The sequence below is a fragment of the Nocardia terrae genome, from assembly GCF_009760405.1.
Lineage (GTDB): Bacteria > Actinomycetota > Actinomycetes > Mycobacteriales > Mycobacteriaceae > Nocardia > Nocardia terrae.
Window position 1 is genome coordinate 48,122 of sequence record NZ_WRPP01000014.1, and the last position, 24,590, is coordinate 72,711.

At 67.7% G+C, this 24,590-nt stretch carries 26 protein-coding genes; 13 read left to right on the plus strand and 13 right to left on the minus strand.

The window, feature by feature from the left end; all coding sequences use genetic code 11:
- Positions 1-5 precede the first annotated feature (5 nt).
- A complete protein-coding gene (locus tag GPX89_RS40785) occupies positions 6-2,810 on the minus strand; it encodes a tetratricopeptide repeat protein (protein ID WP_198347830.1) in 2,805 nt (934 codons plus the stop codon).
- 316 nt (positions 2,811-3,126) lie between these two features.
- Here GPX89_RS40785 and GPX89_RS40790 point away from each other — a divergent pair, with 316 nt between their 5' ends.
- Complete coding sequence (locus tag GPX89_RS40790) at positions 3,127-3,477, plus strand: hypothetical protein (RefSeq protein ID WP_157393145.1); 351 nt, start codon at positions 3,127-3,129, stop codon at positions 3,475-3,477.
- The gene (locus GPX89_RS40795) at positions 3,474-3,722 is read left to right on the plus strand and encodes a hypothetical protein (RefSeq protein ID WP_157393146.1); all 249 of its coding nucleotides are present in this window, start codon (positions 3,474-3,476) and stop codon (positions 3,720-3,722) included. Before GPX89_RS40790 ends, GPX89_RS40795 begins: the two co-directional genes overlap by 4 nt.
- 140 nt (positions 3,723-3,862) lie before the next feature.
- Here GPX89_RS40795 and GPX89_RS40800 read toward each other — a convergent pair whose 3' ends face one another.
- On the minus strand, positions 3,863-4,342 hold the full coding sequence (locus GPX89_RS40800; protein ID WP_157393147.1) for a DUF1772 domain-containing protein: 480 nt from the start codon (positions 4,340-4,342) through the stop codon (positions 3,863-3,865).
- 526 nt (positions 4,343-4,868) lie between these two features.
- Between GPX89_RS40800 and aceA the strand changes: the two genes are divergently transcribed.
- The 3 genes from aceA (at position 4,869) to metE (ending at position 9,855) form a co-directional block, all read left to right on the plus strand.
- Positions 4,869-6,158 (plus strand): isocitrate lyase, encoded by a 1,290-nt coding sequence (gene aceA / locus GPX89_RS40805; RefSeq protein ID WP_157393148.1) that lies wholly within the window; start codon positions 4,869-4,871, stop codon positions 6,156-6,158.
- Positions 6,159-6,471: 313 nt separating this feature from the next.
- Entirely contained in the window at positions 6,472-7,344 is an 873-nt protein-coding gene (locus GPX89_RS40810) for a 3-hydroxybutyryl-CoA dehydrogenase (RefSeq protein WP_040813688.1), read from the plus strand.
- Positions 7,345-7,539: 195 nt separating this feature from the next.
- Positions 7,540-9,855 carry a 5-methyltetrahydropteroyltriglutamate--homocysteine S-methyltransferase gene (gene metE / locus GPX89_RS40815; RefSeq protein ID WP_157393149.1) on the plus strand — a complete coding sequence of 772 codons (2,316 nt, stop codon included), beginning with the start codon at positions 7,540-7,542 and terminating at the stop codon, positions 9,853-9,855.
- 32 nt (positions 9,856-9,887) lie between these two features.
- Here the strand turns inward: metE and GPX89_RS40820 are convergent, their stop codons facing one another.
- Together GPX89_RS40820 and GPX89_RS40825 are read right to left on the minus strand one after the other, a co-directional pair.
- Positions 9,888-10,616, minus strand: coding sequence for a putative quinol monooxygenase (locus GPX89_RS40820; RefSeq protein ID WP_157393150.1), 729 nt, complete (start codon positions 10,614-10,616; stop codon positions 9,888-9,890).
- A gap of 75 nt (positions 10,617-10,691) precedes the next feature.
- Positions 10,692-11,537, minus strand: a complete 846-nt coding sequence (locus tag GPX89_RS40825) for an SDR family NAD(P)-dependent oxidoreductase (RefSeq protein WP_235949249.1) — start codon at positions 11,535-11,537, stop codon at positions 10,692-10,694.
- 123 nt (positions 11,538-11,660) lie between these two features.
- On the opposite strand from GPX89_RS40825, the gene GPX89_RS45710 reads away from it, so the two are divergent.
- From GPX89_RS45710 to GPX89_RS40840, 4 genes are all read left to right on the plus strand, one after another.
- Positions 11,661-11,786 carry a hypothetical protein gene (locus GPX89_RS45710; RefSeq protein WP_268893465.1) on the plus strand — a complete coding sequence of 42 codons (126 nt, stop codon included), beginning with the start codon at positions 11,661-11,663 and terminating at the stop codon, positions 11,784-11,786.
- A gap of 32 nt (positions 11,787-11,818) precedes the next feature.
- On the plus strand, positions 11,819-12,523 hold the full coding sequence (locus tag GPX89_RS40830) for a helix-turn-helix transcriptional regulator (RefSeq protein WP_198347831.1): 705 nt from the start codon (positions 11,819-11,821) through the stop codon (positions 12,521-12,523).
- An 86-nt stretch (positions 12,524-12,609) separates the two neighbouring features.
- Positions 12,610-12,990 (plus strand): VOC family protein, encoded by a 381-nt coding sequence (locus GPX89_RS40835; RefSeq protein WP_157393152.1) that lies wholly within the window; start codon positions 12,610-12,612, stop codon positions 12,988-12,990.
- Positions 12,991-13,063: 73 nt separating this feature from the next.
- Entirely contained in the window at positions 13,064-13,255 is a 192-nt protein-coding gene (locus GPX89_RS40840; protein ID WP_157393153.1) for an antitoxin, read from the plus strand.
- 86 nt (positions 13,256-13,341) lie between these two features.
- Here the strand turns inward: GPX89_RS40840 and GPX89_RS40845 are convergent, their stop codons facing one another.
- Positions 13,342-13,563, minus strand: a complete 222-nt coding sequence (locus GPX89_RS40845) for a hypothetical protein (protein ID WP_157393154.1) — start codon at positions 13,561-13,563, stop codon at positions 13,342-13,344.
- 146 nt (positions 13,564-13,709) lie between these two features.
- On the minus strand, positions 13,710-14,762 hold the full coding sequence (locus GPX89_RS40850) for an NAD(P)-dependent alcohol dehydrogenase (protein WP_157393155.1): 1,053 nt from the start codon (positions 14,760-14,762) through the stop codon (positions 13,710-13,712).
- Between the two features lie 106 nt (positions 14,763-14,868).
- On the opposite strand from GPX89_RS40850, the gene GPX89_RS40855 reads away from it, so the two are divergent.
- On the plus strand, positions 14,869-15,606 hold the full coding sequence (locus GPX89_RS40855; RefSeq protein WP_157393156.1) for a ZIP family metal transporter: 738 nt from the start codon (positions 14,869-14,871) through the stop codon (positions 15,604-15,606).
- A 62-nt stretch (positions 15,607-15,668) separates the two neighbouring features.
- A complete protein-coding gene (locus GPX89_RS40860; RefSeq protein ID WP_328602889.1) occupies positions 15,669-16,763 on the plus strand; it encodes a S1C family serine protease in 1,095 nt (364 codons plus the stop codon).
- On the opposite strand, the gene GPX89_RS40865 is transcribed toward GPX89_RS40860, so the two are convergent.
- From GPX89_RS40865 to GPX89_RS40885, 5 genes are all read right to left on the minus strand, one after another.
- Positions 16,760-17,326 carry a vitamin K epoxide reductase family protein gene (locus GPX89_RS40865; RefSeq protein WP_157393265.1) on the minus strand — a complete coding sequence of 189 codons (567 nt, stop codon included), beginning with the start codon at positions 17,324-17,326 and terminating at the stop codon, positions 16,760-16,762. The two genes, GPX89_RS40860 and GPX89_RS40865, sit on opposite strands and share 4 nt — an antisense overlap.
- On the minus strand, positions 17,326-18,120 hold the full coding sequence (locus GPX89_RS40870) for a DsbA family protein (protein ID WP_328602890.1): 795 nt from the start codon (positions 18,118-18,120) through the stop codon (positions 17,326-17,328). Before GPX89_RS40870 ends, GPX89_RS40865 begins: the two co-directional genes overlap by 1 nt.
- 161 nt (positions 18,121-18,281) lie before the next feature.
- Entirely contained in the window at positions 18,282-19,133 is an 852-nt protein-coding gene (locus GPX89_RS40875; RefSeq protein WP_157393158.1) for a polyphosphate kinase 2 family protein, read from the minus strand.
- Positions 19,134-19,182: 49 nt separating this feature from the next.
- Positions 19,183-19,890, minus strand: a complete 708-nt coding sequence (locus GPX89_RS40880) for an ESX secretion-associated protein EspG (RefSeq protein WP_328602891.1) — start codon at positions 19,888-19,890, stop codon at positions 19,183-19,185.
- A 126-nt stretch (positions 19,891-20,016) separates the two neighbouring features.
- The gene (locus GPX89_RS40885; RefSeq protein WP_157393159.1) at positions 20,017-20,931 is read right to left on the minus strand and encodes an esterase/lipase family protein; all 915 of its coding nucleotides are present in this window, start codon (positions 20,929-20,931) and stop codon (positions 20,017-20,019) included.
- A 131-nt stretch (positions 20,932-21,062) separates the two neighbouring features.
- Here GPX89_RS40885 and GPX89_RS40890 point away from each other — a divergent pair, with 131 nt between their 5' ends.
- Positions 21,063-21,626: a TetR/AcrR family transcriptional regulator gene (locus GPX89_RS40890; RefSeq protein WP_157393160.1), complete on the plus strand. Its 564-nt coding sequence runs from the start codon at positions 21,063-21,065 to the stop codon at positions 21,624-21,626.
- Here GPX89_RS40890 and GPX89_RS40895 read toward each other — a convergent pair.
- A complete protein-coding gene (locus GPX89_RS40895) occupies positions 21,602-22,237 on the minus strand; it encodes a TetR/AcrR family transcriptional regulator (protein WP_157393161.1) in 636 nt (211 codons plus the stop codon). The genes GPX89_RS40890 and GPX89_RS40895 overlap by 25 nt on opposite strands.
- 81 nt (positions 22,238-22,318) lie before the next feature.
- On the opposite strand from GPX89_RS40895, the gene GPX89_RS40900 reads away from it, so the two are divergent.
- Positions 22,319-23,275 carry a hypothetical protein gene (locus GPX89_RS40900; RefSeq protein WP_157393162.1) on the plus strand — a complete coding sequence of 319 codons (957 nt, stop codon included), beginning with the start codon at positions 22,319-22,321 and terminating at the stop codon, positions 23,273-23,275.
- Positions 23,276-23,320: 45 nt separating this feature from the next.
- On the opposite strand, the gene GPX89_RS40905 is transcribed toward GPX89_RS40900, so the two are convergent.
- Positions 23,321-24,562 (minus strand): saccharopine dehydrogenase family protein, encoded by a 1,242-nt coding sequence (locus tag GPX89_RS40905; protein ID WP_328602892.1) that lies wholly within the window; start codon positions 24,560-24,562, stop codon positions 23,321-23,323.
- Positions 24,563-24,590: the final 28 nt, after the last annotated feature.

Here is a 24,590-nt window from a genome sequence, read left to right on the forward strand (position 1 = left end):
GTTCATCAACAGCCGAGCTTCGCGCGTTCGATGCGCAACAGCTCGGCGCAGGGCGACTCGATCTCGGCGTAGAGCTGGTACGCCCGGTCCAGCATGTCCTTCGCCGTGTCGTGATCGCCGACCCGCACCGCTAGTTTGCCCAGCGCGCGCAGGCCGTCCGCCGTGCCCAGCTGGTCGCCGATCCGCTCGGCGATCGACAGAGACTCTTCGTAATTGCGTTGCGCCATCCGGTAGTTCTCGGTTTCCGTCCGGTCGACCTGCTGGCGATAGGTGTGCCCGAGGCCGCGCAGGGTATGGATCTGGCCGAGCGGGTCGTCGATGAGCTTGGCGATCACATACGCCTCCCGGAAGCAGTCGCGGGCCTCCTCGTGGTCGCCGCGCGCACGCGCCAGATTGCCCAGGCCCCACAGCGACCATTCCGCGCTGTACTGGTCCCCGATGCGACGGCCGATCTCCAGCGCCGACTCGTAGCGCTTGCGCGCGGTATCGACGTTCCCCACCATCCGCTCGACATGGCCGAGCCCGCGCAGGGCATCCCCCTCCATCTTGCGGTGCTCGATGCTGCGCGCGATGCGTTGCGCCATCAGATACCGCTCCTTCGCGGTGTCGAACCGGCCCCACAGCCGGACCACCTCGGCATAGCCCCACTGGGCCGTGCCCAGCCGTTCCAGATCGGTGAGTTCGGCCGCGATGGCCAGCGCCTCCTTCGAGTACGTCTCCGCCATCTGATATCGGCTCGCCATCCGTTCGGCCTGGCTGAGACCCTCCAGCGCATCGCATTCCGTCTGCTTGTGGCCGAACTCCCGCGAAATCCCCAGGGCCTCTTGGAAATGCGCGCGAGCGTCCCCGTAGAGTCCGGTCACCCATTCGGATTGCCCCAGCTCACACAGGGATTCGACTTGTATCCGGCGGTCCGACAACGTCACTCCGGTGCGATGGACCTCCTGGAACAGGATCGCGGCCTTCTCGTGATTGCCGCGCAGCCGCTGAATTCGACCCAGGCCCAGCACCGCCCAGGCCCGGCCGACCGGCTCGGCCAGCTGGTCCGCGATGCTCGCGGCCTGATCGTAGAGCCGGTCCGCGTCCGACCAATATCCCAGGCTGCACAGATGGCAGGCCAGCAGCCGCGCCAATTCGGCGGTGTCCGAGGATATTCCGGCCAGCGGCAGGCAGCCGAGCAGCAGCTCGCGTTCCCGGCTCAGCCACTCCCGGGCATGCGCGGCGGCATCCAGCGAGCTCGTCGCGATGTGGCGGCTGCCCGCGGAGTCGAAGGGCCGCAACGTCGCCGCCTGTCGCGCCACCGACAGGCTGTGGCCGACGATCCGCTCGACCATCACCCGCCGATCCTCGGGCTGGCGTTCCAGTTCGGCCTCCAGCTGCGCGCACAGCCGGTTCAGATCGTGCATCCGATACCGCGACGGGTGGTTGGGTCCGGCGACCGCATCCAGCAGGCCCGCCTCCAACAGCCGGTTGATCAGGTTCTTCGCCTCGTCCAGCGAGATCGCGGCCATCGCGCCCAGGATCTCGGCGGTGATCTCCGAACCGGGGAACGAACCCAGCAGCCGGACCAGGCGTTGCAGGTCCGGATCGCGCAGGCGGCGATACGACATCTCGAAGGCGGTGCGCACCGATTCGTCCTCGGCGCTGAACTTGTCGAGGATGTGGCGGGCGGGTGAGTCCCCGGCCCGTTCCGCGGATTTGTTGCGCTCGGTCAGCTCGGCGAAATCGGTGGCGAAGGAGGCCAGCATGCTCTCGCCGTGGTAGGCGATGTGACCGGCGATGAGCTTGAGGGCCAAGGGCAGATTCCCCGCGGTGCGGACGATCTGGTTGGCGGCCTCCCGGTCGTAGCCCGGAGGCAGACCGGCCAAGCGGACCAGCAGTTGCTCGGCCTCGACGCTGTTCATCGCCTCGAGCGGAAGCGGGTCGGCGCCGGAGAGCTTGGTCAGATGGGTGCGGCTGGTGATGACGACCAGGCTGCCGGGGGACAGGGGCAGCAGGTCGCGGACGTGATCGCTGTCCGGCGCATTGTCGAAGGTGAGGTACATCTGCTTCGCGCGCATGGCGTTTCGCCATTTGTCGGAGCGGCGGGCCAGGTCCGGCGGAATGGTCTCGCGGGGTACGCCGATCTCGAGCAGGAGCTGCTCGAGCACGTCGGCGGGTTCGCGCGGTTCCTGGCCGGGGGTGTAGCCGTGCAGATCGACCCAGATTCGGCCGTCGGGGTAGCGCGGTGCGAACAGGGACTCGGCGAAGCGGGCGAGTGCCGTCTTGCCGACGCCGGGGTGCCCGTGAATGACGTGCACGGACGGCGCGTTGCGGTCGCGGCGGTGGGTGGCTATCCGCTGACCCAGCTCCTCCACCGCCTCCCTGCGGCCGATGAAATTCGGTTCGCGCGGAGGCAGATCCGCGATCGGCGCGCCGGCTCGAATGGTCAGGCGGCGCGCGACGGCGTCCCGGAAGCGGTCCACGTCACCGGGGGCCATGTGTTCCAGATCCTCGGTGTCGACCAGCTCGTCCCAGGTGGTGCCGTAGACCGCGGCCAGGACCTCCAGGATCTCGATGGTCAGCCGCGTGCCGTTGCGCACCGCGGGCCAGCGTTCGAAGTACGAGATCTGGTTGCCCTGAACGCTTCTGCGCCGATCGGTGCGGTGTTCGTTGAATTCCTCGGCCACGTCCTCGAGGGTCAGTTCGGCGATCTCGCGGCGGCCGCAGGTGCGCGCCAGCCCGGCCGCGTAGCGCCACGCCGCCCGCGGCCGCAGTCCCAGCTGCCGCAGCTCGCCGACCAGCAGCGGAAGCAGTTGCGCATCGGACAATCCGGTGTCCGCCAGGCGATCTCGAAGACGACGTCGTTCCGCTCTCGTCGTAGGATGACGTGGACTCATCCCTGCCTCCGATCGGGCCCGGCCCCGTACGCGCAGCGGGGCCGCCGCAGTCCCGGCCACGCCGCCGAGAAATCCGCCCCCGGTAATTGCCAATTCCTTGGTAGCAGCGGTCGTTTCACCAGGTCAAGCATCGTGTCTCAATTGCGAAAGTTCTCGCTGTCCACTTCGTGAACCGGTGACCCGAATTCCGCATTCTGAAAGCAGGTCGACCGGCGGCTCGGTCGATGGGGCAGAAGGGAGTTCCCACATGGCTATTCAGGTGTCGGAGTGGCTGGTCACCAGCGATCTGGTCGATGAAGCGGCGTTCCGGATCGATGTTCCCGGGCCGGACCGGGGCACGTGGATACTGTCCTACCTGCCCACTCACCGGCGGCTGAGCCGGGACCAGGCCCTCGTCGGTGTTCGGCTCGCGGAGCTGATTCTCAGCGAATTCGTCAGCCTGAACTCCGAATCGGATCTTCTGGTCGCGAGATTGTACGCCGAGGAACTCGAATTGGAACTCACGGACGCGATGTGCCTGCTGGCGCTGCGCGGCGGTGAATTCCGGGCGTCGGAGTTCGAGTCGCGGAATTGCGTGGCGCAGCAGGTGATCCGGTGAATATCCACGTCGTCCAGTTCACGGAACTCGGTGTGATCGCGGTGCTGTTGCTGTTCCGGCGGCGCTTCCAGCCGGACTGGTTCCTGATCTGCTTCGGAGCGGTGCTGGCGGCCGGGGCGGCGATCACCCTCGCCGTCGCCACCTCGGGCGGATTCCACGTCGGCACCGACCCGGTCCCGACGCACACCCCGCCCGCCGCGGTCGCCGGAACCTGCGCACCGTTCTGCTACGGCCCGACCGGTTAGAACGTCCCGCCGGTGAGCCGGAGGGGTGCGCATCGGCGGGCGGCCCGGCGATCGCGAGTCGCCGGGAAACACGAGGCCCCGCACCGGATTCGGTGCGGGGCCTTCGCGTGGGCCGGACCCGTCCGGCGGGCGTCCGGTGCTCAGAACAGGACCAGTGCGACGAGCAGCCCGGTCAGCGCCACGGTCTGCAGGGCCACCCGGGCATTGAGGATGCTGTCCCACTTGTTCTGCAGCGCACGGGCATCGGCGGGGATCACTCCGGTCTGGGCGGCGGCGGTCTGCACGGTATTGATCGGCTTGGCGATCAGGACGTAGCAGGCCAGCCAGGAGACCAGCGCGAGGAGCGCGATCCCCGCGGCCACGGCCGCGCCGAGGTGACCCGCGGCGATCGCGAATCCCAGGGTCAGGACCGCGGTGATGACGCCGCCGGCCCCGAAGATCGGGAATCGCTTGTCGCCGTAGTAGTGGCCCCACCCGGCGCTGATCGTCACCGTGGCGTCGTCCAGGTGGTCGCGATAGACCGACCGGGTGACCAGGGCGACGGACCAGTCGGTGCCGTAGACGACGGCATTGGCGAGAACGGCGAGTACGGCGAGGATCTGGCCGGTCAGGATGAGCATCGGTCTGTCTCTTTCCACTGAAATCTAGCATCGCTAGGAACTGAAGCAACGATAACAAGTGAGGCCGACGTTGTCTAGCGTTGCTAGATCTCAAGGTCCAAGTCGACCGGATGGTCTGAATTGCGGACCCCGGTGGCTCGGCTCACAAGCATCAAGATCAGAATGACTGTGAAGGTGCTCACATCTCGGCGGCCGTCGGCGCGTCACGCACCGGTGGCCCCCGTCACGCAAACAGTACGGGCGTTATGCAAAACCGCATGTCAGGCCTACCGGCGAGTAGATTCCACCGCTGCTATTCGCAAGCAAATTTCGCAGCATTAGCAAGATGCAGGCGAAAGCTAGCGGGGATTCACACTTGCAACAGGTAGACGCACATTTTTTCCTGTGCCATCGTGTGGAAGTACACCTCGCGGGCCTAGCAAGTCTGCAAATTGCCGCTCCAGCAGTGGTCGAACATCCGAAGCTCCCAGGCGCCGGGTTCGACTCGCGGGGCTTACCGAGACCGAACGAAGAAGTGGAGTCAGAGATGTCGAAGGTCGGCACCCCGAAGACCGCTGCGGAAATCCAGCAGGACTGGGACACCAACCCCCGCTGGAAGGGCGTCACCCGCAACTACACCGCCGAGCAGGTCGTGAAGCTGCAGGGCACCGTCGTCGAGGAGCACACCCTCGCTCGTCGTGGCGCCGAGATCCTCTGGGATCTCGTCAACAACGAGGACTACATCAACTCCCTGGGCGCCCTCACCGGTAACCAGGCCGTGCAGCAGGTTCGCGCGGGCCTGAAGGCCATCTACCTGTCCGGTTGGCAGGTCGCCGGTGACGCCAACCTGTCCGGCCACACCTACCCGGACCAGTCGCTGTACCCGGCCAACTCGGTTCCGGCCGTGGTGCGTCGCATCAACAACGCGCTGCTGCGCGCCGACGAGATCGCCAAGGTCGAGGGTGACACCTCGGTCGCCAACTGGCTGGCCCCGATCGTCGCCGACGCCGAGGCCGGTTTCGGTGGCGCGCTGAACGCCTACGAGCTGCAGAAGGCCATGATCGCCTCCGGCGCGGCCGGCGTGCACTGGGAAGACCAGCTGGCTTCGGAGAAGAAGTGCGGCCACCTCGGTGGCAAGGTGCTGATCCCCACCCAGCAGCACATCCGCACCCTGACCTCCGCGCGTCTGGCCGCCGACGTCGCCGACGTGCCGTCGGTGATCATCGCCCGCACCGACGCCGAGGCCGCCACCCTCATCACCTCCGATGTGGACGAGCGCGACCGCGAGTTCCTGGACGGCACCCGCACCGCCGAGGGCTTCTTCGGTACCCGCAACGGCATCGACCCCTGCATCGCGCGTGCCAAGGCCTACGCCCCCTACGCCGACCTCATCTGGATGGAGACCGGCGTGCCGGACCTCGAGGTCGCGCGCAAGTTCGCCGAGGCCGTCCGCGGCGAGTTCCCGGACCAGCTGCTGGCCTACAACTGCTCGCCGTCCTTCAACTGGAAGGCGCACCTGGACGACGCGACCATCGCGAAGTTCCAGCGTGAGCTGGGCGCCATGGGCTTCAAGTTCCAGTTCATCACCCTGGCCGGCTTCCACTCGCTCAACTACGGCATGTTCGACCTGGCCTACGGCTACGCCCGCGAGGGCATGACCGCCTTCGTCGACCTGCAGGAGCGCGAGTTCAAGGCCGCCGCCGAGCGTGGCTTCACCGCCGTCAAGCACCAGCGTGAGGTCGGCGCGGGCTACTTCGACACCATCGCCACGACCGTCGACCCCAACACCAGCACCGCTGCGCTGAAGGGCTCGACCGAAGAGGGCCAGTTCCACTGAGCCACCCGAGGCGGCTCACCGGAAACGGCTGAGCCACTTCAGGTTCCGAGGACAAACCCGGAGCGGTAGTCGCATCACACCTTCGGCCGCTGCGGGACCTCAGGACTCGCCGAGAGAGATGGCAAGCCTCTCTCGGCGAGTCCACCCCGCCCTTCCCGTCGACAGCCCCGGCGGGGAGGGCATTTCCTTATAACGTTTTTCGTAACACCGTTTTTCGATAGACGCAGTTCGAGACCTTAAGAAGGCGCAGGGTCGTTCAGTTATACGACGCCTTCATCCACAGCCACGACGGCCAAAGAGCAGGAGCGGGACCGTGAGCACAGAGAAGATTCAGCGTGTCGGCATCATCGGCGCGGGACAGATGGGTGCGGGCATCGCAGAGGTCTGCGCCCGGGCACACGTCGATGTGCTCGTTTTCGAGCAGACCCGTGAACTCGCCGCCGCCGGTCGTGCCCGCATCCTGCGGTCGCTGGACCGCGGGGTGTCCAGCGGCAAGATCACCGAGCGCGAGCGGGAGCAGGCCGCCTGGCGACTGCGCTTCACCAGCGACCTCGGCGACTTCGCCGACCGCCAGCTGGTGGTCGAGGCCGTCGTGGAGAACGAGGAAGTGAAGACCGCGATCTTCGCCGAACTCGACAAGGTCGTCACCGATCCGAACGCGGTGCTGGCCTCCAACACCTCCTCCATTCCGATCATGAAGATCGCCGTGGCCACGAACAATCCGGAACGGGTCGTGGGCATGCACTTCTTCAACCCGGTGCCGGTGCTGCCGCTCGTCGAGCTGGTCACCACTCTCAAGACCACCGATACCGTCACCAAGCGCGCCGAGCAGTTCGCCGCCGACGTGCTGGGAAAGCAGGTCGTGCGCTCCGCCGACCGCTCCGGTTTCGTGGTCAACGCGCTGCTGGTGCCGTACCTGCTCTCGGCCATCCGCATGGTCGAATCCGGTTTCGCCACCAAGGAAGACGTCGACAAGGCCATGGTGCTGGGCTGCGCCCACCCGATGGGCCCGCTGGCGCTGACCGACCTGGTCGGCCTCGACACCGTGAAGTCCATCGCCGACTCCATGTACGAGGAGTTCAAGGAGCCGCTGTACAGCGCGCCCCCGCTGCTCTCGCGCATGGTCGAGGCCGGTCTGCTCGGCAAGAAGGCCGGTGCGGGCTTCTACCAGTACAACCGCGCGTGATCTGAGCCTTTCCATGGCGTTTCGATGCGCTCACGCGGGTGGTCGCGTGAGCGCATCGTGTTTTTCCACCGAAGAGCACCGAAGTCTTTTCCCTTAGGTGCGCGCCGCCGGGCATGTGGCGGCGTCCACCACAACCGGGCATAAGCTGCAATCAGGTCGTTCGGGACCGGCAGCTCGGAAGGAGTGTCCGTTCAGATGGTCAACGTCACCGACGGGTTCGGGTCCAGCATCCTGGGCTACCCGCGCATCGGCGAACACCGGCAACTCAAGCGTGCACTGGAGTCGTATTGGCACGGCACGCTTTCGCGTGACGAGCTGCTGGCCGTCGGTCGCGATATTCAGGACAGCCAGTACCGGGAGCTGGCCGCCACCGGGTTGACGCAGGTCCCCGGCAACACCTTCTCCTTCTACGACCACATCCTCGACAACGCGCTGCTGTTCGGCGCGGTCCCCAAGCGGTTCGAGCCCTATCGAGAAGGCTTGGACCCGTTGGACTTCTACTTCCTGATGGCTCGCGGCCGGCCTGACCTGCCGCCGCTCGAGCTGGTCAAGCTGCTGAACACGCCCTACCACTACCGGCAGCCGGAGCTCGAGACCGACACCGAATTCTCGCTGCACCCCGAGGCGCTGCTCGACGAATTCGACCGGGCCAAGGCCGTCGGCATCGAACTGCGGCCGGTGATCCTCGGCCCGCTGTCGCTGCTGCTGCTGTCCAAGACCGGACACGTCCCCGGCGAGACCGAATTCGACAAGCTGGTGCTGCTGGACAAGCTGCTACCGGTGTACGAGGAACTGTTCGAGATCCTCGCCAAGCGCGGCGCCACCTGCGTGCAGCTGGACGAGCCCTGCTTCACCAGCGACCGCTCGCCGTCCACCCTGGAGCTGTTCGAGAAGACCTACCAGCAGCTGTCCAAGGCCCCGCTGCGCCCGCGCATGCTGGTCACCGGCCAGTACGGCGACTTCGGCGAGGCCATCGAAATCCTGTGCCGCACTTCGGTGGAGGCCATCGGACTCGACCTGGCCAGCCACCGCGTGGTGCCCGAGGAACTGGCGAAGATCCCGGGTATCAAGCGCAAGCGTCTCTACGCGGGCGTCATCAGCGGCACCAATGTGTGGCGCGCCGACCGGTACGTGACCCTGGAGTACCTCAACAAGCTCGCCCAGGTCTGCCCCGACATGGTGGTGTCGACCGGCACCACGCTGCTGCACGTGCCCTATGACGTGCTCGTCGAATACGAGCTCGAGGGCCCCGTCGCCGACCGCCTCGCCTTCGCCAAACAGAAGGTCCTGGAAGTGGTTTCGCTGGCCAAGGCGCTCACCGAGGGCCCCTCGGAGAAGTGGCGCAAGAAGCCGACCTCGGTGCACTTCAAACAGAAGCACGCGGTCCGCCAGCGGGTCTACGCCGTGACCCCGCAGATGCGGGTGCGCGAACCCTACGAGACGCGCAAGCTCGCGCAGCAGGCCAAGCTCGCGCTGCCGCTGGTGCCCGCCACCACGCTGGGCTCCTTCCCGCAGACCGAGGCGGCCCGCCAGGCCCGCCACGATCTCGGCCAGGGCAAGCTGTCCTACGACGACTACCGCAAGCGCATCGAGGCCGAGATCGAGTCGACCATCCGCCTGCAGGAGGACATCGGCCTCGACGTGTTCGTGCACGGCGAGCACGAGCGCAACGACATGATCCAGTACTTCGCGGAGCTGCTCGACGGCTTCGCCACCACCCACTTCGGCTGGGTGCAGGTGTACGGATCGCGTTGCGTGCGACCGCCGATCGTGTACGGCGACGTGTCGCGCCCCGAGCCCATGTCGGTGTCGTGGACCGCCTACGCCCAGTCGCTGACCGACAAGCCGGTCAAGGGCATGGTCACCGGCCCGGTCACCATGCTGGCCCGCTCCTTCGTGCGCCAGGACCAGCCGCTCTACGAGACCGCCGACCAGGTGGCGCTGGCCATCCGCGACGAGGTCGTGGACCTGGAGAAGGCGGGCATCGCCATCATCCAGGTGGACGAGCCCTCCATCCGCGAGCTGCTGCCGCTGCGCAAGAAAGGCCAGGCCGAATATCTGCGCTGGGCCGTGGGCGCGTTCAAGCTGGCCACCTCCGGCGTCAAGCCGGAAACCCAGATCCACACGCACATCGGCTATTCCAGCCGCGGCGACGTGGTGGCGGCCATCGAGGAACTCGACGCCGACGTCACCGCCATCGTGGCCACCCGCTCCATCGAGTGGGTGCTGGAAGCGCTCAAGGAGGACTGTGCCGAGGGCCGCGGCCTCACCCACGGCGTCGGCCCCGGTGTGTACGAGTCCCGCTCGGCCCGCATCCCGGACATCGACGAGCTCGACCAATTGCTCACCGCCGCAGCCGAAGCCGTCACCCCGGAACGCCTGTGGGCCAACCCGGACGGCGGCCTGAAGACCCGTCACCACTGGCAGCTGGACCCGTCCCTGCGCAATATGGTGGCGGCCGCCCGTCGCGTCCGCCGCCGGGCCGAGGCCGCCGCGAGCGAAACCGCCTGAGGCAGTAGGTCTACCGACGGAGCGTCGCGCGCTCAGCGCAGCGCGCTACGCGCCGTCGGGGTCAATCGCAGGACCTTTTCGGGTGCGGCCAGGTATTTGTCCAACCGCGGGCGAATGTCGTTGTTCCACAGCGGGTTACCGGCCAAGGCCGCGAGGCTTTCGGTCCGCTGATCGGCATCGCGGAAAAGCGTGAACCACACGAAAACGGTTTCCCCCTCACGGATCGGCAGCCGGGGGAAGTCGTTGGGCGCGGGCTCGGTCTCGTACCGTCCGAGCGGCTCGATCCCGGCCGCGCGGAGTGCGGGGGTGACGGATTGCTCGAAGAAGTCGGTGAACTCGGCGATCGGGATATTCGGGTGATACACGGTCGCCTGCACGCGACCACTGGCCGGTGTCAGGGTGTCGTCGGCCGCGCGTTCTCCCGGCACCGGCAGCTCGCCGCCGGGGATCGGCCGCAGCAGCAGCACGTCGGTGACGTCGATCATCGTGGCGCTCGCCGCCGCTCCGTGCGTGCGCCAGGTCTCGCTCTCGAGGTAGAAGCGTCGCAGGACGTCCAGCCGCGAGACCATGTCCGTGAACGCGCGCAGCCATACGAAACGATCCGGGTCGTCCTCGTCCCGGAACTGTCCGAGCATTCGGCAGCCGAGGGCCTCCTGCGGCTCGAGGAGTTCCCGGTCGAACAGGTCGATCAAGGTGTCCCGGCCGCCGGGGTGCAGGGTGTATCGGCGCAATTCCAGGACGGGCCAGGTATTTTCGCTCATCACCTCACGATCGCACCGGCCGCCGGGGTGGACGAGTGGCCTGATTGCCGCTTTCCGTGAAGATCCGGCCAGTGCTCAGCCGCGGACGGCCGTGAGGGTGGCGTCGGTGGCCTCGCGCAATCGTCGGCGGGCCTGCGGGTCCTCGGCCTGGGGGAGCGGCCGGGACAGGCTGCGGCCGTTGAAGAATTCGCCGGTGGTGCCCGACAGGGCTGGGTCGGCGATGAGCCGCAGGGTGGCCTCGCCGCCCTCGGCGACCGTGCTCGCCGGGGCGACGCCGGATTCGGTGACCATGGTGGTGGCCATGAAGGTCGCGGGGTGCAGCGCGTTCACCGTGACGCCGGTGCCCGACAGCTCGGCGGCCAGGTCGATGGTGGACATGATCATGGCCAGCTTGCTGCGACGGTACGCGGTGACGCCGTCATAGCCGCGATCGAGGTTGAGATCGTCGAAATCGAGATCCAGCTGGCCCAGCGAGGCGACGTTCACGATGCGCGCCGGAGCCGCGGCGACGAGCAGGGGCAGCAGGCGGCGGCCGAGCCGGTAGGCGGCGAGATAGTTGACGGCCCAGCGCAATTCGATGCCGTCGGGAGTCAGCTCACGGGGCGCCCCGGGACTGCCGAAGCCGATGCCGGCATTGTTGACCAGGACGTCGAGTCGCGGAGTGCGGGCGACGACCTCGTCGGCGAGCCGATCGACCTCGGCGAGCTGGGACAGGTCCGCGGTGATCACCCAGGGTTCCGGGCCGCCCGCCGCGACGATCTCGGCGGCCACCTCGGCGGCCCGGTCGCGATCGCGGCCGTGCACGATCACCCGCGCGCCCGCCGCGCCGAGAGTGGTCGCCAGGTACCGGCCCAGACCGTCGGTGGAACCGGTGATCAGGACGACGCGGTCCTTCAGCTCTGCGATCTCGAAGTCGCTCATGTCCAGTGCCATCGATCGGGGCGGCCCGGATATTCCCGGGGGATCCGGGCCGCGCTCGTCACGAATCGGTCATGAACTGCGGATTAGCGTGCTGTCCACAGGATTTCGAGAAAGGTAGTGGCGATGGACCCGAGCGAAAAAGGCGATCAGCCGGCCGACGATCCGGTGACCGCCAAGCAGTACTACGACTCCTACGACCAGAAGGGCGATCGCCCGAACCAGGAGCCGCCCTGGAAGTCGGGCAACTGAATCTGTCGGTGGGGGTCGTTACGGTGTGGGGCGTGAACCGCACGGATCGGCTCTACGCGATTGTCGAGGAGTTGCGGGCGGTGTCGCCGCGCCTGCGGACCGCACGGGAACTGGCCGCGCGCCACGGGGTGAGCGTGCGCACCGTCGAGCGGGACATCAGCGCGCTACAACAGTCGGGGGTGCCCATCTACGCCGATGTGGGGCGGCGGGGTGGGTATGCCCTGGAGAAGTCGATGTCGTTGCCGCCGTTGAATTTCACGGCGGCCGAAGCGGTGGCGCTCGCGGTGGCCGTGGCGCGGGCCGGTGACGGTCCGTTCGCCGCCGCCGGGCAGAGCGCGCTGCGCAAGATCCTGGCCGCGATGTCGCAGCGGAATGCGGACACCGCACGGGAATTGGCCCGGCGCGTGCGACTGCTGGAGTCGCCGGAGTACATCGCACCGATGCCCGTGCCGCCGGAGGTGGAGCAGGCCGTGGTGGCGCGGCGCGTACTGCGCATCGAGTATCTGGACGCCGCGGGCTCGCTCAGCGAGCGCGAGGTGGAGCCGGTGGCGCTGCTGCACGGCAGCAATGGCTGGTACCTGCTGGGCTGGTGCCGGCTGCGCGACGAACCGCGCAATTTCCGGCTCGATCGCATGAAGGGCATCGAGCTGACGGAGTGGACCGGACCGGAGCGGACCATCGATATGTGCCGGCCCGGCGAGCCGGTGCACGAGGTGCGGATGATTTCCCTCGGATGAGTTCGGAAACACCGACAGGGGGTTGTCGTCGGCCGGAGTGATCGTGGTGTGGCAAGCGAATACACCATGACTCAGGGGAGACAGACATGAGCACTCCGCCCTTCAACACCGTCGCCTGGTTCCAGGTCGGCAGCGACGAGCCCGAGCGGGTGAAGGAGTTCTACGGCAGCCTGTTCGGCTGGAACTTCGCCGCCGACCCGGACGAGGACGGCACCTACGATCTGGTCACGTACCCGGGCAGCGATATGCCCGCGGGCGGAATCGCCCACACCGACGACCCTTCCGGCAACCACGCCATCTTCTATGTCCTGGTCGCGGACGTGCCCGCCGTCCTGGCCGCGGCCGAGCAGGCGGGCGGCAAGGTCGACCAGCAGCCCGTCACCGCCAAGAACGGGCTGGTCTTCGCCAAGATCCTCGACACCTCGGGCAACGCGTTCGGCGTCTTCAGCCCGCCGCCCGCGAACTGATCGCCGGTGCCGCGCACCCGCGCGGTTAGCCTGTCAGCGAAGCGTTTTCGAGACAGGAGTGTGGATCGTGGGCATGTTCGACCAGTTGAAGGATGCGGCGAGCAAGGCGGCGGAGCTGGCGGGCCAGCACGCCGACAAGCTGGAGCCGCTGATCGACAAAGCCGGCGATCTGATCGACGAGCAGACCGACGGCAAGTTCGAGGGCGCGGTGGACAAGGTGCAGGACGCGGCCAAGGCGGCCCTGCGCGAGCAGGCCGGGCAGTAGCGAAAGGCTCGGCCATCGAGCGACCGGCGGCGACACTGCCGCCGGATCCGCTACCGCCACACCGTGGTTCGTGGTGTCATTCGAGGTCAGCGGCGGTCGCGCTGATACCAGTCGCGGTAGTGATCCCAGCAGTAGTACCAGTTGTAGTAGTAGCTGTCGCGATCGCAGTAGTAGTGGTACCACTCATCGTGATCGGCGCGGGCGACACCCGTCCCGGCCGGCACGGCGGAGGCGACACCCGCGCCCACCGGGAGGGCGAACAGCGCGGCCGCGGTGACGGCCACCAGACGCTTGGCAACGGTCGACATGTGATCTGCTCCTTGGGCTTTCATGGTTCCGGGAAGTCGTTACCGTGAAAACAATGGTGCTGATCAGCCGCGATTTTCTCTGTCCGCCGGATGACGCCGCAAGGGTGTTCGCGCCGGCACAGCTCGGCGCGAACACCCGGGCGGTCTCACATGGTGGCGGCGTCGATGACGAAGCGGTAGCGCACGTCGGAGGCGACCACACGGTCGTACGCCTCACCGATGCGGTCCGCGGAGATCACCTCGATCTCCGCGCCGATGCCGTGCGCCGCACAGAAGTCCAGCATCTCCTGGGTCTGCGGTATACCGCCGATCATCGATCCGGCCAGCGAGCGGCGGAAGCCCGCGATGGTGGAAGCCCGCACGGTGTACGGGTTTTCGGGCAGGCCCAGCACCACCAGGCTGCCGTCGAGGCGCAGCAGCCGCAGGTAGTCCTCGATCGGCAGATCGGCGGAGACGGTATTGATGATCAGGTCGAAGGACCCGCGCAGCTTCTTGAAGGTCTCGCGCTCGCTGGTCGCGTAGTAGTGGTGCGCGCCGAAGCGGACCCCGTCCTCCTGCTTGGACAGCGAGTGGCTGAGTACGGTGACCTCCGCGCCCATGGCCGCGGCGATCTTCACGCCCACGTGCCCGAGCCCGCCCATGCCGATGATGGCGACCTTCTTGCCCGGCCCGGCGTTCCAATGCCGCAGCGGCGAGAACAGGGTGATGCCCGCGCACAGCAGCGGCGCGGCCTCGTCGAGCCCGATGCCCTCCGGAATGGACAGCACGAAGCCCTCGGTCACCACGATCTGCGTGGAGTACCCGCCGAGGGTGCGCCCGCCCGCCTGCTGCTCGGCGGGCACCGGGTTGTTGTAGGTCCAGACCGCGCCGTTGAGGCAGTACTGCTGTTCCCCCGCGAGACACGGTTCGCAGTGCCCGCACGAGTCGACCAGGCAGCCCACGCCCACCCGGTCGCCGACCCGGTGCCGGGTGACCTCGGAGCCGACCGCGGCCACGATGCCCGCGATCTCGTGCCCGGGCACGCACGGGTAGGCGGTGCCTCGCCATTCGTTGCGGGCGGTGTGGATGTCGGAGTGGCAGATGCCCGCGTACTTCACGTCGATCAGCACGTCGTGGGGCCCGAGGTCGCGACGTTCGATGGCGATCTTCTCGAAGGTGCCATCCGGGGCGGATACGGCATATGCGGCAGCTGTGGTCATGCACTCATGCCTACTCCCGCATTCGGGCGGGCACCAACCGGGGTCGGATATATCATGCGCGGCGCGGCACGGCGATCGATCGGCAAACGGTCGGCATGCTGGCACGATGGCGATCCTGCTGTCCCTGTTCTCGATGTGCGCCACGCTGATCGGGGGTCTGACCGCGGCCCGCATCGGTGATCGCAAGCGCTTGGTGCTGGGTCTGGCCGCGGGCGTCATGCTCGGCGTGGTGGCCTTCGACCTGATGCCGGAATCCCTCGAGGCCGACGACCGGATCGTGCTCGGCGTCCCGGTTCCGCTGCTGGCCGCGGTAGTCGGCTTCTTCACCGTGCACATTCTCGAGCGGTCGATGGCCATTCACACCGGCTACGAGGACGAATACGCCGCCCATCAGCACGGTCACGACTTCAGTTCGCTGGGCCTGCTGGCCGCGAGCGGCCTGGTCTTCCACAGCATGCTGGACGGTCTGAGTATCGGTTTCGGCTTCCAGGCCGGCGCGGCGGTGGGCGCGGCGGTGGCCATCGCGGTCATCTGCCACGACTTCGCCGACGGCTTCAACACTTTCACCCTCACCACGCTCTACGGCAATGCCCGCAGGCGGGCCGTGGTCATGCTCGTCCTGGACGCCGTCGCCCCGGTGGTCGGCGCGGTGATCGGCACCCTGGTGAGGGTGCCGACGGAACTGGTCGGCCTCTATCTGGGCTATTTCGCGGGTTTCCTGCTCTACCTCGCCACGGCCGATATCCTGCCCGAGGCACATGCCGGCAAACCCGCCAAGGGACCGCTGCTGTGCACACTGGCCGGGGTGCTCGCCATGTTGTTCGTTGCCGCCCTGAGCCACTGAAATACTGGTACACCAATAGATACAGCTCGAGCCGGCGGGCGAACCGCAGTCGGGAGGGGTTCGTGGACGACGGTAGACCTCACGGCCGGGGCCGCCGCTGGCCGGCGTTGCTGATCGCCGCGCTCCTCGGCTTCACCGGATTCCTGTGCTACCGAGGCGAACTGCCACGCTGGCCCTTCGCCGACGACTCCACCAGCGCGAGCCTCGTCGGCCCCTCGCTGCCGCCGCTGGATGTCGACCTGGTCTCGCGGGTGGCCGAGCCGTCGCTGGTGAACATCACCGCCGCCATCCGCCCCTACGGTCTGGGCGCGGCGGGCTCGGGCATCGTGCTCACCGCCGACGGCGAGATCCTCACCAGCCATCACGTCATCAAAGGCGCTGACGCCGTGACGGTTTCGGATGTCGGCACCGGCGCGACCTACACCGCCACCGTCGCCGGATACGACTCCGGGGCCGATATCGCCCTGCTGGATCTGACCGGTGCGGACGGGCTCCCGGTCGCCCACATCGGCAGCTCCGCGCCGCTGCACCTGGGCGACGACGTGCTGGCGATCGGCAATGCGGGCGGCACCGGCTCCCCGACCGCGGTCGGCGGCCCGATCACCAATCTGGACTCGGCCATCGTGGCCCGCAATGCGGCCGACCTGTCGCGAAAGTCGCTGCACGGCATGATCGAGGTGGCGGCCGCGGTGGTCGCCGGGCAGTCCGGGGGCGCGCTGGTGGATCGCTTCGGCGCGGTGATCGGCGTGGTCACCGCCGCCTCGGGGGACCTGCAGAAGTCGCTGGGCAAGGGGCCCAACGGCTATGCCGTCCCGATCGACACCGCCATGAACGTGGTCCGCCAGATCCGTTCCGGCACACCGACCGACACCGTCCACATCGGCCCCACCGCGACGCTGGGCATTCTCACCTCCGACGCGCAGCCCACCGGCGCCCGCATCGACGTCGCGATCTACGGTCTGCCCGCCTACGCGGCCGGCCTGGTCGACGGCGAGACCATCACCGCCCTCGACGACCGCCCGATCACCAATTCGCAAATGCTGAAAGCCGCACTCAACGCCCATAGACCCGACGATGTGGTGCGGCTCGAGGTCAGCGACCAGGGTGGCGTGCGCCGCACGGTGAACGTGACGCTCACCGTGGGCCCGCCCAATTAGAACTTCGCGTTCCAGTACGACTGGAACTGGATGTACACGATCAGGATGACCACCGCGTAGAAGATGGCGACCAGCGTCCACCGCCATTCCACCAGGACCTGCAGCAGTCCGCGGGAACGGCCGAACAGCAGTCCGGTCACGATGGCGAACATGGCCGGCGTGATCGTCCAGACCACCATGCACCACGGGCACAGCGCGTGGATCTCGAAGGTCGCGTCCCACACCAGCCAGCCGACGGCCGCCACACCGACCAGCAGGCCCAGCCACATGCCGCCGAAGAACCAGCGCGGCAAGGAGATTCCGCACACCAGCAGGAGCGCGATGGTGACGAATACCGAGAAGCCGATCACGCCGATGATCGGATTGGGGAATCCGAACATCGACGCGGACTTGGACTCCATCACCGTCGTGCACGAGATGGTGGCGTCGATGGTGCACATCGGCTTGTAGCCCGGCTCGGTGAGCGACTTGAACTTCTCGACCAGCAGCGTCACCGACGCCGCCCAGCCGATCAACGCACCGAGCAGCAGCGGCCAGGCCGAGCGGGGTCCGGCCGAGATCATCACTTGGCCGCGTTATCGATCACCGCGGTCATGCCGCCCTGGGACATGAGCGCCTGCGGATCCTGCACCTGGGTGCCGTTCACGTAGACCGTCGGGGTGGACTTCACGCCGGTGGCGAAGACCTTGTCGGTCTGGGTCTTGATCCAGCTGGTGTACTTGCCGTCCTTGATGGCCTGGGCCACGGCGGGATCGGTGTAGCCGGCGTCCTTGGCGATCTGGATGAGCTTGTCGTCGCTCATGCCGTTGCCGTTCTCCTTCGGCTGCTGCTTGTACATCTCGGCCAGCCAGCCCTGGAACTTCGCCGGATCGGCCTCGTACATGACGTAGGCGGCCGCGCCGGCGCGGGTGGAGAACTGATTGCCGTTGGAGGCACGGTCCAGGAAGGTGATGATGTTGTATTCCACCGCGGCCTTGCCGCTCTGGACCGCCGACTTCAGCGCGTCGGCATTGGCGTTCTCGAACATATCGCACGCCGGGCACTGCATGTCGGCGACCACGCGAACGGTCACCTTCTGCTTGCCGTCGGGCGCGGGGACGGCGGTGTTGTCGATGCGGATGGCGCCGTCGGGGGTGAGGTTCGGGGGTACGAGGTTCACCTGCTCGGCGTTCCAGTGGAAGGTGTTGGCGCCCTCGGACTTGTCGTCGTTGTGCTTGCGCAGCGCCAGGGTGATGCCGATGGCGGCGATCAGTCCGACCAGGACGACGGCCACACCCACCTGGATCAAGATCTTCCGATTGCGCTCGGCCTGCGCCGCGTTCGCCAGCGGATTCTTACCCGTCGGTTTCTTGCTCACCTCTGCGCCACCACGCCTTCCCGTTGTCACGACACATGCGCGCCCATCTTCACCCGCGAACCTGAGAGATTCCTGCATACGGGCACGCCGAGTCGCCACGAGTGTCCGGCCATGAGCGATTTTCCGTGGCTGACGGCGGATTTTCACCCGGAGGGCGTGGATCACGCTCTCACGAGACGCTTTTTCTGCTCGTCGACATCGAAGTTCGCTTCCGGCCAATCCAGCTTCAGCCCCTGCAGCGCGTCGATGAGCAGTTCGGTGATGGCCAGGCGCGAGTACCACTTGGAGTCGCAGGGCAGGACGTACCAGGGCGCGTGATCGGTATTGGTCCGGTCCAGGACCGCCTGGTACGCCTCCTGATACTGCGGCCAGAAGGCCCGCTCGTCGATGTCGTTCGGGTTGAACTTCCAGTACTTGTCCGCCCGATCCAGGCGCTGCTGCAGCCGCTTCTTCTGCTCGTCCAGCGAGACGAACATGGCCACCTTCACCACGACGGTGCCGTCGTCGACCAGCTTGCGCTCGAACCGGTTGATCTCGTCGTAGCGCTTCTCCCACACGTCCGGCGGCACCAGATCGTGCACCCGCACGACCAGCACGTCCTCGTAGTGCGAACGGTCGAAGACCCCGATCTGCCCACCCCGCGGCAGCTTCCTGCGGATGCGCCACAGGTAGTGGTGCTTCTTCTCCTCCGGCGTCGGAACCCCGAAGGCCGCGTGGTCCACGCCCTGCGGGTCGACCGAGCCGATCACGTGCCGGACGATGCCGCCCTTGCCGGCGGTGTCCATGCCCTGCAACACCAGCAGCACACTGCGGGTGTCACCGGAACGGCCGTTGGCGTACAGCTTCTCCTGCAGATCCGAGAGCACTCCGGCGCGCTCGGCGAGCAGCGCCTCGCCGGCCTTCTTGTCGCCCTTGAAACCGGGGGTCGCGGATGTGTTCAGATCGCTCACCTTGACGCCGTCGGCGCGCAGGGCCTTGGTGACCGGTTTCGACCACGATGTCGCCTTCGCCATTCCTCATGCGTAGCACGCGACGCGGTTTCGTGCAGGCAACCGCGCCGAATCAGACGCGCGCCAGCCGCACCAGCTGCGCGGCCAATTCCTCATCGGTGACCGGGGCGAGGGTCAGATCGGCGGCGGTGGTGAGCAGGTAGCGGCCGTCGCCGGAGAAATCCAGCCAGGTGCGGTGCCGGGTCGGCGGGGACAGCGGATTCGCGGGTTCGACCGTGACGGTGATGAATCCGCGTCCGTCCACCGGCTCCCGCAGTTTGCGGCGGAACCGGTCGGCCTCCTCGCCGGTGCCGGCGGCGTCCGGATAGAGCACCGCCTGCTGCGGTTCGCGCAGCGGCTCCAGCTGTCCCGGGGGCGCGGAGCCGATGACCTCCACCAGCTCGCGGCCCAATTGGTCGGCGGGACACAGGGATACGGTCACCGCGTCCGGGAGCGAGACGAGAATGCCCGCGCGCTGCTGGGCGACGGCCGCGAACGCGAGAATGCGCCGCGCCCGCGGCCCGGCCGTGCGCTCGCCGTAGAGGGTCACGGTCGTGGTGTCGGTGCGGGCGCACAGGGCCAGCGCCGCGGCCAGTTCCGGATCGGTGCGGCGCAGGAAGCGCGCCGGGGTGCCGCCCGGGGGAGTCGTCGCGAATCGCGGTGTGGGGTCGGCGTTCTCGGGCGCCGCCGGAGTGGTGTCGAGGGGATAGGGACGACGGGCCAGATCGGTTTCGCGGGTCCAGATCATCGCGAACTCGTCCGGGGTCAGGATCCATTTCACGAGGCCGACCCCCCTTTCTTCGGTACCACCTCCGTCCCGTCCGCGACCCTACCGGAGAGATTCTGCGGGTGCTCGGTGTCGCCGGAGAGCGCAATCTGTGACGTAGCGCACGTCTATGGCAATTCGCTATCGAATTGGACCGGCGAAAGGCAATACGACTGTGCAGGAAACGGGTTCGGCATGCTCGGAATCGAGCGCGTTGAGCACCACGCGCACCGCCACCGGATCCGCGGTCAGCTCGTTGTGTTCGGTGTAGTCGGTCGGGCAGAGATCCTGCAGCACCACATTGTCGACATTCGGGCCGTCCAGCAGGCCGGTGGTCCACGGCGTGGAGATCTCGTCGTAGCGGGTCACCACCGTGGTGAACCGAATATCCGGCGCGATGGCCGCATTCGCGTTCAGATCGACGGAATCCCGTGCGCCGGGCGAGAGTTCGCACGGACCGCACTGTGCGGTCAGCTGCGCGCCGACCGGAGTCGATTCGAGCAGCGGCTGCAGGGTCGCGAGGCCGCTCACCGTCGAACCGTGCAGGGGCGCGGCCAGGGCCACGTAGCGGTCGATCTTCGGGATGCCGCCCAGGTGATTCAGCATGTAGAACGGCACCGCCCCGCCCATGGAATGACCCACCAGATCGACCTTCCCGGACCCGGTGGCGGTGCGGACCCGATCGATGAAGTCGGAGATCTGCGCGGCGCTCTGCGCGATCGGCGTGAGCGCGCCCATCATCGGTCCGAGTGCGCCGACGCCGTAAGTGGTGGTGAAGACGCAGTACCCGGCATTCGTGAGCACCGGCGAGAGCGTGTTCCAGGAGAGGGTGTCGTTGGCGAGCCCGTGCAGCAGGACCACCGGATTCGGGTGTGCGGCAGTCGGTTTGCACGACCAGTCGTTCGCCCCGGGCGGGGCCTGCCCGGGCGCGGTGAGCTCCGCGGCCAGCCCGCCGAAGTAGCTGTAGGACGGATCCGGCTGATCGGCCGCGGCCGACGGGATGGCCAGTGCGGCGAGCAGGAACGCCAGTGTGAGACAGCGGATGGCCGATCGCATGAGTACTCCCCGTTTTCGAGCCGATCGGCCGCCTGGCGCCCCCTGCGCGCCGGGCATGACCGACCGGTCGGTCACAGGCTAGCGGCTGTGTAGGCTCGGGGGAAGTGCCGGTGCAGGAAAGGATTTCGCCCATGCCCCGTCCCGCGGAGCCCGGACGCAACGCCCTCCTCGACGCGGGCGCCGAGATCGCCGGGCGGACCGGATTGCGCGGGCTGTCGGTGAATGCTGTCGTCGCCGCCGCGGGCATGGCGAAAGGCACCTTCTACCACCACTTTCCGGATAGACGCAGCTATGTGGTCGCGCTGCACCGCCGCTATCACGAGGAACTGGCCGCGACCATCCTCGCCGCCGTCGGCGATCGCGCGCCCGGGCGCGACCGCCTGCGGGTCGGCCTCACCGCCTACCTCGACGGCTGCCTGCGCACGCGCGGGACGAAAGCCTTTCTCGCCCAGTCTCGTACGGATACCGACCTGCTCGACGAGGTGAACGCCCGCAATCTGGCCTTCGCGCAGGTGATCGCGCCGGACCTGGCGGCGCTGGGCTGGCCCGACCCGGCGGCCGTGGCGCACCTGGTCATCGCGATGGCGGCCGAGGCCGCCCTGGCCGAACTGTATGCCGCCGCGCCGCGCCCGGATCTGCGCGCCGCCCTCACCGCGTTGATCGAACGTGATCAATCGGGCTGCGGCGCAGGGTAATCGGAGAGCCGGGCGATCGCGGCGTCGAAGCCGAGCGTGGTCGCCCGGGTGATCTCGGTCCGCACGGTCTCCGGATCTTTTCCGGCGAGAATGCCTCGGCGGATCTCGGCGTGCAGAGCGCGGTCCAGGCCCGCCAGGGCCGCGGCGATCAAGCGGGGGGTCGGATCGTCCGCGGAGGCGTTCGATGCCTCCGAAAGCGCCTGTGCCAGTGCCTCTTCGGTTCGTTCGCCGATCTGTCGCAGCCGTGCTTGCAGGGCTGGGCTGTCGTCGATCAGTTTCGAGAAGGCGAGGACGGCGGGAGACAGGCCGAGGGTGGGGTCGTCGCGGCGCACCCTGTCGAGGAAGGCGCGTTGCACCGCCGCGGCCGCCGATTCCCCGTCGGCGCGTTCCCGGACCGCCTTGGCCAGCCGATCGGCGACCTCGTCCTGGCGGTCGAAGAACAGGTCTTCCTTGGTCGGGAAGTAGTTGAACGCGGTATTGACCGAGACGTTCGCGGCCCGCGCGACCTCGGCGACGGTCACCTTGTCGAACCCCTTCTCGGCGAACAGCGCCATGGCCGCGTCGGCCAGCGCGGTCCGGGTGGCGAGCTTCTTCTCCTCGCGAAGTGCCAATGGCCTCTCCTCACTGTCCGAAGCAGTATAGGTGTGACACTAAAATTGGTGTGACACCAAAATTATCGGTACGGTCGGGCCATGACACTCAGATTCGGGATCTACGCCGGTGGCCTAGGGGAAGACGCGCACCGCGAGATCACGCCCGGCCCACCGGAACTGTCCGATCGCATCGCCGCGGCCCTCGACACCCTGCACGGCGCACACCCGTTCGTGGTGCGCGGCTACATCCAATACCGGGACGCGGACGGCGGGCACCGGCACGCTCCGCCGCACCCGTGGCAGTACGCCGCCGAGCATCGGAAGCTCGACCTGGTGCTGTGCTTCCGCGAACCCGGCGACGATCTCAGCGGATGGCTCCAGTTCCTGCGCGACCAGATTCGTGAGCACGGCCCGGTACTCACGTCATTGCAGATCGCCGAGGAGCCCAACCACGCCGGTCCCGGCGGAGACGGCGCTCAGCGGGCTGTTCGGCAGGCCGTCATCGACGGCGTCCGTGCCGCGCGCGCCGAGGTGGACCGGCTCGGCCTCGATGTCCGAATCGGCTGCAATTCCTCGGTGATCATCGATCCGGCGCAGGAGTTCTGGACCGATCTGGGCCGCCGCGGCGGCAGCGAATTCGCCGAGGCGCTCGACTATGTCGGCCTCGACCTGTTTCCGGATGTCTTCCGGCCGATCCCGCCCGAGAACCTGGAAGCCGCGATCACGGCCGTCCTCACCGGGTTCCGCCGCGAAAGCCTGGCCGCCGCGGGCATTCCGGAGGCGACGCCCGTCCACATCACCGAAAACGGCTGGGCCACCGGGCCGAATCGCTCCTACGAACGCCAGGCCGAAGTACTCGAAACCGTGGTCCGCACCGTCGACGGTCTCTCCGCCGACCTCGGCATCACCACCTATGAGCACTTCGCCCTGCGCGACTCCTACAGCGACCAGGGCGACATGAACCTCGAATTCGGGCTCCTGCGTTCGGATTACACGCCGAAGCCCGCCTTCGACCGCTACCGCGAACTGATCGCGAAATACAGCACCCCGGCGTGATTACCCGGACTCTTTGGGGTTCGGGGCGCGCAGCGGGGGTGCGCGTCAGGCCGGTGTGACCTCGATGGTGATGCCCGCGGCGCGCAGCCGATCGGTCAGCGCGTCACCCATGGCCGCGGCCGGGGTGAGAATGCCCGCCAGCTCCGGCAGGGTGTCGAACGCCAGGCACAGTCCGGACTGGCCGAGCATGACGGAGGTGGCCTGATAACCCGGGTCGCCCTTGCCCGCGAACGTGCACAGGTACTTCGCACCCGAGGTGGTGTTGGCGAAGGTGCGCATGGTGAACCAGCCGCTCTTGCGCGACTGCTCGCTCGGCCCGGTGCCCGGCTTGGGCACGATGCGGTCGATCAGCTTGCGGCCCAACGCCGCCCGCGACAGCACCGCACCCGCCGCCATGGTCGCCACGATGCCGCCCGCGATACCGGCGGCGACCAGCGGCGCGGTCGCCGAAGAGCCCGCGCTCATGACCTCGCGGTAGCGGAAGTTCTTGCCGTACGGCCAGCCCAGCAGGCCGTTGGAGCGCCGCACGATCTTGGTGTTGTGCGCGCCCATGATGAAGGTCGCCACCCAGCCGTCCAGGCTCGGATCGATGGCCGAGGCCCGCGAGAGCGCCTGATCGGTCTGGCGGCCGACATCGGGCTCCATGGACTTGTCGGGGCTCAGCGAATACGGGTGCGACATGATCGCGCCCTTCTTCGGATCCTCGGCGATGGCCTCCATCATGGCGCGCCCGGAGTCGATGGTGCCGCCGCTGGCCCCGCCCTTGAGGCTGGCCACCAGGGTGACATCGGTGAGCTCGCCGGTATTGTCCGCGACGCTGCGCTTGTACAGCTGATAGACGCTCAGATCCGACGGAATCGAGTCGTAGCCGCAGGAATTCACGATCTTCGCGCCGGTCTCGGCGGCCTTCTCACCGAAACGGTCGATGCAGTCGCGGATGAACAGCGGCTCACCGGTGAGATCGGCGTAATGCGTGCCGTTCTCGGCGCACGCCTGGACGAGCGGGAACCCGTAACGCAGGTACGGCCCGACGGTGGTGACGACCACCTTGGTACGCGCGGCCAGCGCGTCCAGGCTGGCCTGATCGGTGGAATCCGCCTGCACCAGGGGCCATTCCGCGGCCCCTGCCCCCAGCTCGGCCCGCACGGCGGCCAGTTTCTCCGCCGACCGGCCAGCCAGCGCGATGCGCGCGTCCGCGGGCGCGGCTTCCAGCAGATACTGCGCGGTCAGCTTGCCCACGAAGCCGGTCGCCCCGAATAGGACGATGTCGAATTCCCTTGTGGCCACTTGTCTCACCTGTTCCGTTTCTGGGGTT

Coding starts and splice junctions, on each gene's coding strand:
- GPX89_RS40790 (WP_157393145.1), top strand. CDS start 3,127: ATGGCTATTCAGGTGTCGGAGTGGCTGGTCACCAGCGATCTGGTCGAT.
- GPX89_RS40800 (WP_157393147.1), bottom strand. CDS start 4,342: ATGCTCATCCTGACCGGCCAGATCCTCGCCGTACTCGCCGTTCTCGCC.
- aceA (WP_157393148.1), top strand. CDS start 4,869: ATGTCGAAGGTCGGCACCCCGAAGACCGCTGCGGAAATCCAGCAGGAC.
- metE (WP_157393149.1), top strand. CDS start 7,540: ATGGTCAACGTCACCGACGGGTTCGGGTCCAGCATCCTGGGCTACCCG.
- GPX89_RS40820 (WP_157393150.1), bottom strand. CDS start 10,616: ATGAGCGAAAATACCTGGCCCGTCCTGGAATTGCGCCGATACACCCTG.
- GPX89_RS40825 (WP_235949249.1), bottom strand. CDS start 11,537: ATGAGCGACTTCGAGATCGCAGAGCTGAAGGACCGCGTCGTCCTGATC.
- GPX89_RS45710 (WP_268893465.1), top strand. CDS start 11,661: ATGGACCCGAGCGAAAAAGGCGATCAGCCGGCCGACGATCCGGTGACC.
- GPX89_RS40835 (WP_157393152.1), top strand. CDS start 12,610: ATGAGCACTCCGCCCTTCAACACCGTCGCCTGGTTCCAGGTCGGCAGC.
- GPX89_RS40840 (WP_157393153.1), top strand. CDS start 13,064: ATGTTCGACCAGTTGAAGGATGCGGCGAGCAAGGCGGCGGAGCTGGCG.
- GPX89_RS40845 (WP_157393154.1), bottom strand. CDS start 13,563: ATGTCGACCGTTGCCAAGCGTCTGGTGGCCGTCACCGCGGCCGCGCTG.
- GPX89_RS40850 (WP_157393155.1), bottom strand. CDS start 14,762: ATGACCACAGCTGCCGCATATGCCGTATCCGCCCCGGATGGCACCTTC.
- GPX89_RS40855 (WP_157393156.1), top strand. CDS start 14,869: ATGGCGATCCTGCTGTCCCTGTTCTCGATGTGCGCCACGCTGATCGGG.
- GPX89_RS40865 (WP_157393265.1), bottom strand. CDS start 17,326: ATGATCTCGGCCGGACCCCGCTCGGCCTGGCCGCTGCTGCTCGGTGCG.
- GPX89_RS40875 (WP_157393158.1), bottom strand. CDS start 19,133: ATGGCGAAGGCGACATCGTGGTCGAAACCGGTCACCAAGGCCCTGCGC.
- GPX89_RS40885 (WP_157393159.1), bottom strand. CDS start 20,931: ATGCGATCGGCCATCCGCTGTCTCACACTGGCGTTCCTGCTCGCCGCA.
- GPX89_RS40890 (WP_157393160.1), top strand. CDS start 21,063: ATGCCCCGTCCCGCGGAGCCCGGACGCAACGCCCTCCTCGACGCGGGC.
- GPX89_RS40900 (WP_157393162.1), top strand. CDS start 22,319: ATGACACTCAGATTCGGGATCTACGCCGGTGGCCTAGGGGAAGACGCG.